Source organism: Duganella sp. Leaf61, assembly GCF_001421905.1.
In the GTDB taxonomy this organism is placed as follows: domain Bacteria; phylum Pseudomonadota; class Gammaproteobacteria; order Burkholderiales; family Burkholderiaceae_D; genus Rugamonas; species Rugamonas zoogloeoides.
In genome coordinates, this window is the sequence record NZ_LMLM01000011.1 from 25,937 (window position 1) to 32,169 (window position 6,233).

The following is a 6,233-nucleotide window of genomic DNA, read 5'->3' on the forward strand; positions in this document are numbered from 1 at the left end:
CCGGAAATGCAGTTCGCACAATGGAAAAAAGAACACAGCGCGGCGGCACATCCGGCCGCCAGGGCAGTCTCGGAGCCAGGCCGGGTGGAAGGTTGCGGGGCCATGCCGGTCACTTACCGCGCACTGGTACCCCAGCTCGATCTCGCGACCTGGTATGCGCTGCATGCCGCAGAGCTGGAGCAGGCGTTGCAGCTGCACGGCGCGCTGCTGTTCCGCGGCTTCGACGTGCGCGACGAGGCGGGATTCAAGGATTTCTCGTCGGCCGCCATTAAGACCCAGGCCGAGTATGTGCAGGGGGCCACGCCGCGCACCCGGCTGCAAAGCGGTGTCTATACGTCGACCGAATTCTCCGCCGAGCACGAAATCGAGCTGCACAACGAACTGTCCTACGTGCTGGAGCCGCCGCGCAAGATCGCGTTCTGCTGCCTGACAGCGTCGCGCCAGGGCGGTCAGACCCAGATCGCCGACGTCAACGCGGTTTATCGCAACCTGGACCCGGCAATCGTGCAGGCGTTCGAAGCGCACGGCGGCTGGATGTTGCGGCGTAATTTCCACCCTGGCTTCGGTCCCACCGTCTACAAGAGCTTCCAGGCGGACAGCGTGGACGAGATCCGCGCCTACTGCGCGCGCGAACAGGTCGAATTCAGCGCGCTGCCCGGCGAGCATTTCGCCACGCGCCAGGTGCGCCCCGCAGTGCGGCGCCACCCCGAGACCGGCCTGCCGCTGTGGATGAACCATGCGTCGTTCTGGCACGTGGCCAACCTGCTGCCGGAGGTGCGCGCCAAGCTGGCCGACATGTTCGTCCCCGAGGATTTCCCGTACAGCACCTGCTTCGGCGACGGCACGCCGATCCCGGACCAGATGATCGCCGCCGTTGCCGCCGTCTACCGCGCCACCGAGGTGATGTTCGACTGGAAGCCCGGCGACGTCCTGCTGCTCGATAACTGGCGCGTGGCCCATGGCCGCAAGCCGTTCGCCGGCGCCCGCAAGGTCATCGTCGCCATGGGGGCATAAGCCGGCCGCGTCACACCAGAATAATCAACATTACGCCTACAGGGATCAATCATGACAACGTGCACCGCAACTTACGCCTCTCCGATTCAATCCGATATCTGGCGCCAGCGCGCCCAGGACCAGGGCTCAGGCTGGGCCACCGTGGCCGGCGCTTGCGACACCGCCCCCGGCGCCGGCACGGCGCGCGCGGCGCTCGCAGCGCTGCTGGCGCGCCACCAGGTGCTGCGCGCCGCTTACCACACCGATGAAAACGGCATCCTGTGCTTCGCCCCCGCCGACGGGGCGCGGGTGGATGTTCACGCCGCCGACTGGTCCGGCCTGGGCGCGCCGGAGATTGCCGCCGAACAGGCGCGCCTGCTGGCTGCGGCGCGCAGCCGCGATGCCGGTGCGGCCGATGCCCAGCTGGTGTGCGCCACGTTGCCGGACGGGAGCGGCTGGCTGCTGCTGGCCTTGCCGAGCCTGAATGCCGACCTGGCCACTGCGCTGCACGTGCTGCGGGCCGTGGCCGTCGGCGCGGCGCCGGACGGCGAGGTGATTCAATACGCCGATGTGGCGGACTGGCTCAATGATTTCCTCGTCAACGAGGACCTGGCGGAAGCGCGCGGCATGTGGGAGCCCGGGTGGACGCGCCAGGCCAGTTCGGCCGAATTCGGCCTGCGCCAGTACCGCGGCGCCGCCAGCGGCGCATTGGCCACCTTGCCGGTCGATCTGTCGGCGTGGCGCGCGCAATGGACCCAGGCCGGCGGACAGGAAACGGGTGCCGGCTTTGCCGACGTCGTGTGCGCCAGCCTGCGGCTGGCCCTGGCGGCGTATGGCGAACACGCGCTGCTGGCGCGCACCGTCGATCTGCGCAGCGGTGCACTGCAGGATGCGCTGGGCCAGATCAGCCGCACGGTGCCATTGCAGGTTCCGCACGGCGCCTCGCTGGCGCTGGCCGCCAGCAACGAGGCCGGCCAGATGGCCCAGTACCGCGACTACCTGGAATGCTATGCGCGCCCGGCCGGCGCGGACGGCTTCACCTTCGTGTTCAGCAGCGCCACGCTGGCCGATGACGCCGGCCTGCGCATCGGCCATGCGCACGGCGCCACTGAGGCTGCCATGCTGGACTTCGTGCTGGTGGAAAGTCCGGCGCAGGCCATGCTGTGGATCCATTACGACCGTGGCTGGATCGCCGACGAGGCGCTGCGCCAGTTCGCCGACCACTGGCAAGCCTTCGCCAAGGGCCGCAATGCCGGCGGCCGTGCCTTGTCCGGGCCGGCCGTGGCCGACCTGCCGGGGCGCGCCAACGTGGCGGCCTGGTTTGCCGCCACGGCAGCCAGCGGCGCCGGCCGCGTCGTCGTGGAGGCGGAGGGCACGCCGTCGCGCTCTGCATCGCTGGCCGACATCGACCGTCGCGCCAACCGCCTGGCCAACCACCTGATCGGCGCCGGCCTGGCCGGCGGCGACCTGGTGGCGCTGCGGCTGCCGTCGTCGGACGACTTCGTGGTGGCCATGCTGGCCGTGTTGAAAGCCGGCGCCGCCTATGTCCCGGTCGACACCGGCCTGCCGGAGGCGCGCGTGGCGTCGATGCTTGCCGAATGTGCGCCGCGCTTCGTGATTCAGTCCGAGCGCGCGGCCGACGCGGCCGCCAATGTGCTGGCGCTCGGCGCGCTCGAATCCCTGGCGTGCGACGACCGCGCTCCCGCCGTGCCGATCGCACCGGACGACCTGGCCTATGTGCTGTACACGTCCGGCTCGACCGGCAAAGCCAAGGGCATCGCGGTCAGGCACGACGCGCTGGTCAACCACATGGCGTGGATGATCGCCGAATTCGGTTTCGGTCCGCACGACGTGTTCATGCAACGCACCTCGGTGGGCTTCGATGCCTCGATCTGGGAATTCTGGGCGCCGCTGCTGGCCGGCGCCACCTTGCTGACGGTGCGGCGCGAGGTCAACCACAGCCCGGCGCAAATGAGTGCCATGTTGCGGCGCCATGGCGTGAGCGTGCTGCAGCTGGTGCCGTCGCTGCTGGCCGTGCTGCTGGAGCAGGGTGGCATTGCCGGCGGTACGGCCCTGCGCCAGCTGTTCCTGGGCGGCGAGGCCTTGCCGGCGCGCCTGGCCCGCGAGGCGCACCAGCGCCTCGGCTGCGAGGTGGTCAACCTGTACGGTCCGTCCGAATGCTGTATCCAGATCACCTGGGAGCGTTACGACGCCGCACTGGCGTCCGAGCAGGTGCCCATCGGGCGTCCGATCAACAACGTCGACTGCCTGGTGCTGCGCGCCGATGGCGCACCGGCCCTGCCGGGCCAGGAGGGCGAACTTCTGGTGGCGGGCCGCTGCCTGTTCGCCGGCTACCTGCACCAGCCCGAGCTGACGGCGCAGGCGCTGGCGGTGCACGGCGGCGTCACGTATTACCGCAGCGGCGACTGGGTGCGCGTGCTGCCCGATGCCAGGCTGTACTTCATCGACCGCAAGGACCAGCAGATCAAGCACAATGGCTACCGCATCGAACTCGACGAAATTTCGCAGCTGGTCGAGACGGCCGGCATGGCGGCGCACGCCGTGTGCACCTACGACAAGGCACGCAAGCAGTTGTCGCTGTTCGTGGTCGCGCCCACCGCCGACAACGAGACGATCATGGCCCGCCTGCGGGCCCGGCTGCCGGATTACATGGTGCCGTCGGCGGTGCTGCCGGTGGCGGATTTCCCGCGCCTGAGCAGCGGCAAGATCGATCGCAAGGAACTGGCGCGCCGCGCCGCCGATGCCGCCGGTGCGGACTACAGCGCGCCGGAGACGCCGCTGGAGCAGGCGCTGGCGGCGATCTGGCAGGAGCTGCTGGGCCAGTCCACGGCGGTCGGTATCGACAGCAGCTTCTTCGCCATCGGCGGCGATTCGTTGCTGGCCATGCGGCTGTCGAGCCGCATCGGCGAACGCTTCGGCGTGGATGTCAAGATGCGCGCCATTTTCGAGAACGATACGATTCGCACCCTGGCGGTGTACATCGGTGCGCAGGACCAGACGGTCAGCACATTGGCGCCGCGCGCCGATGCGTCGCTGCCGGCGCCGCTGTCGTTCGCCCAGCAGCGCCTGTGGTTTGTGGACCAGCTGGAAGGAGGCAGCGCCGCTTACAACGTGCCGCGCGCCTTCCACCTGCGCGGCGCGCTCGACCCCGAGGCCCTGCGCGCCAGCCTGGAAGCCATCCTCAGCCGCCACGAGGTGCTGCGCAGCGTCGTGGTGGCCGGCGGCGAGCAGGCGTTGCAGCAGGTACGGGCGGGCGCGCCGTTGCCGTTCGCCTTTACCAGCCTGGAGCACCTGGACGACGCGCAGCGCGAGACGGCGCTGCGCGCGCAACTGGCCGCTGCCGCCGGCGCCCGCTTCGACCTGGGCGGCGACGTGCTGCTGCGCGCCCACCTGGTACGCATGGCGGCCGACGAACATGTGCTGGCCCTGACCATGCACCATATCGTTTCGGACGGCTGGTCGCAGGCGATTCTGATGCGCGAACTCGGCGCGCTGTACGCCGCACGCGTGGCCGGCACTGCTCTTGCACTGCCTGCGCTGGAATTGCAATATGCCGACTTCGCGCTGTGGCAGCGCGCACAGCTCGACAGCGGCGAAGCGGGGGCCAAGCTGGCCTACTGGAAGGCACGGCTCGACGGCATCCCCGAGGTGCACAACCTGCCGCTCGACTATCCGCGCGGTGCGGGCCGCCACAGCGGCAGCGCCACGCGCGCCATATTGCTGGCGCCGGAGCTGCAACTGGCGATCGCGGCGTTCTGCCGCCAGCAGGGTGTGACGCAATTCACCTTCCTGCAAAGCGCGCTCGCGGTGCTGCTGTCGCGCTACAGCAACGAGACCGATATCGTGATCGGCACGCCGGTCTCGGGGCGCATGGACCGCCGGCTGGAAGCGCTGATCGGCTGTTTCGTCAACAGCCTCGCAATCCGCAACGATTTGTCGGACAACCCGACTTTTATCGACTTCCTCCAGCACGCCAAACAGGTGTGCCTGGATGCGCAGGCGAATCAGGAGATCCCTTTCGACCTGCTGGTGGAGGAGCTGAACCCGGAACGCAGCTTGAGCTACAACCCCCTGTTCCAGGTGATGCTGGTATCTGAAAACGCCGACGGCGGTAGCCTGTCCCTGGACGGGCTGTCCGTCGATCCGGTCCCTGCCGACAGCACGGCGGCCAAGTTCGACCTGCTGGTGGGCGCCAACGACTCCGCTGCCGGCCTGCGCCTGGCCTGGACCTACGATACCGCGCTGTTCGCGCCTGAGAGCATTGCGCGCATGGCGGTCAATTTCGAACACCTGGTGCGCGCCATCCTGGCCCGCCCCGACACCCGCGTCGCGGCGCTGCCGCTGCTGGCGCCGCAGGAGCGCGACACCCTGATGCATGGCTGGAACGATACTCGGACCGAACTCGCCGGCCCTGCAACCATCGCGGCGCTGTTCGAAGCGCAGGCGGCGGCCACGCCCGGGCTGCCGGCGCTGGCCGATGGCGCCGAAGCGCTCGATTACGCCACCTTGAACCTGCGCGCCAACCAGCTGGCCCATTATCTGCGTGGCCAGGGCGTGGGCGAGGGCAGCCTGGTGGGCCTGAGCATGCGGCGCTCGGCCGCACTGGTGACCGCCATGCTGGCGATCCTGAAAACCGGCGCCGCCTATCTGCCGCTCGATCCCGGCCACCCGGCCGCGCGCCTGGCCTACATGGCGCGCGACGCGGAACTGCGCCTGGTGCTCACCCGTGCCGGCGATGCCGGCGGCTTGCAGCTCCCGGACGCGCGCGTGCTCGACCTGGATGCGCCCGAGCTGGCCGCCGCCGTGACCGTGCAGCCGTCCGCCAACCCTGCACGCCGCGACGACGGCGCGGCCATGGCCTGCGCCATCTACACCTCCGGCTCGACCGGCATGCCGAAGGCGGTGATGATGCCGCACCGCGCCATCGTCAACCGCCTGCACTGGCCATGGCCTGCGCCATCTACACCTCCGGCTCGACCGGCATGCCGAAGGCGGTGATGATGCCGCACCGCGCCATCGTCAACCGCCTGCACTGGATGCGCACCACGTTCCCGRCGGCGGMSGGCGAAGTCTGGTGCCAGAAAACCTCGCTCAACTTCGTCGACCACGTGGCCGARGTGTTCCAGCCGCTCACGCAGGGCACGCCGCTGGTCGTGATCGGCGACGAGGCGGTGCGCGACATCGACCAGCTGGTGGCGGCGCTGCGCGCGCACCGCATC

3 protein-coding genes are annotated in these 6,233 nt (G+C 69.5%); all 3 read left to right on the forward strand.

The annotated features are described in order from the left end of the window. The first annotated feature begins 6 nt into the window (after positions 1-6). Positions 7-1,014 (forward strand): TauD/TfdA family dioxygenase, encoded by a 1,008-nt coding sequence (locus ASF04_RS09000; protein WP_082488661.1) that lies wholly within the window; start codon positions 7-9, stop codon positions 1,012-1,014. Positions 1,015-1,065: 51 nt separating this feature from the next. Further along, entirely contained in the window at positions 1,066-6,012 is a 4,947-nt protein-coding gene (locus ASF04_RS09005) for a non-ribosomal peptide synthetase (protein ID WP_056140242.1), read from the forward strand. After that, a partial coding sequence (locus ASF04_RS28465; RefSeq protein WP_156368589.1) for an AMP-binding protein occupies positions 5,961-6,233 on the forward strand: 273 nt, incomplete at its 3' end. The genes ASF04_RS09005 and ASF04_RS28465, both read left to right, overlap by 52 nt.

Coding starts and splice junctions, on each gene's coding strand:
- ASF04_RS09000 (WP_082488661.1), top strand. CDS start 7: ATGCAGTTCGCACAATGGAAAAAAGAACACAGCGCGGCGGCACATCCG.
- ASF04_RS09005 (WP_056140242.1), top strand. CDS start 1,066: ATGACAACGTGCACCGCAACTTACGCCTCTCCGATTCAATCCGATATC.